Source organism: Enterococcus sp. S53, from assembly GCF_016516865.1.
GTDB classification, from domain to species: Bacteria; Bacillota; Bacilli; order Lactobacillales; family Enterococcaceae; genus Enterococcus_D; species Enterococcus_D innesii.
In genome coordinates, this window is sequence record NZ_JACVUH010000064.1 from 1 (window position 1) to 632 (window position 632).

Below are 632 nucleotides of genomic sequence, written 5' to 3' on the forward strand. Positions count from 1 at the left end.
GTTGCTTTGAAGCCGACCAAATTCACTTCCTAGATTTAAAAACCTTAATACACCACTTGATAAGGTGGTCTGTCTAGATACTGAAGAATCAGTGGAATTAAAGGAGTTTGTCAATACACCACTAGCTAACTTAATTTCTGAAATACCTGACTTCCCAGAATTAGGATCAGTCATAGTGGCAGACTGTGTATAAGATCCTCCTATAATTTCTAATCCGTTGATTGTTCCTGCAGTCACATTGCCTAGGTCCGCAGTAATTGCTGATAAGGTAGCTACATTTAACTTATCCGTGGTAATACTGGATGCTGCAATTCTCGCCGCAGCAAGATAACCTGTGTTGATTTTCGCTGCATCTAGACTGGCTATCTTGGCATTGTTGACCGCCAAGTCAGCAATTTTTGCTGTAGTAACTGCTAGATTTCCGATTTTCCCTTCAGTCACAGCCAAGTTCGCTATTTTACCGTTAGAAACTGCTAGGTCAGCTATGTGAGCTGTTTTGATGATGGCATCTGAAATATTCGATTTTCCTGTCAGATAAATATTCTCAGAAGAAATAGTAACTATCTTATTTTGCATATCAATCTGGGTTACACCGCCATCAGATGAAGTTAGCTTGAAATTCATCTGGTCTG

Annotated in this window: 1 pseudogene; it reads right to left on the minus strand. The window is 39.7% G+C overall.

Annotated elements, in window-relative coordinates:
* Window positions 1-632, minus strand: a pseudogene (locus IAE45_RS18685) (hypothetical protein); the annotation flags it as partial.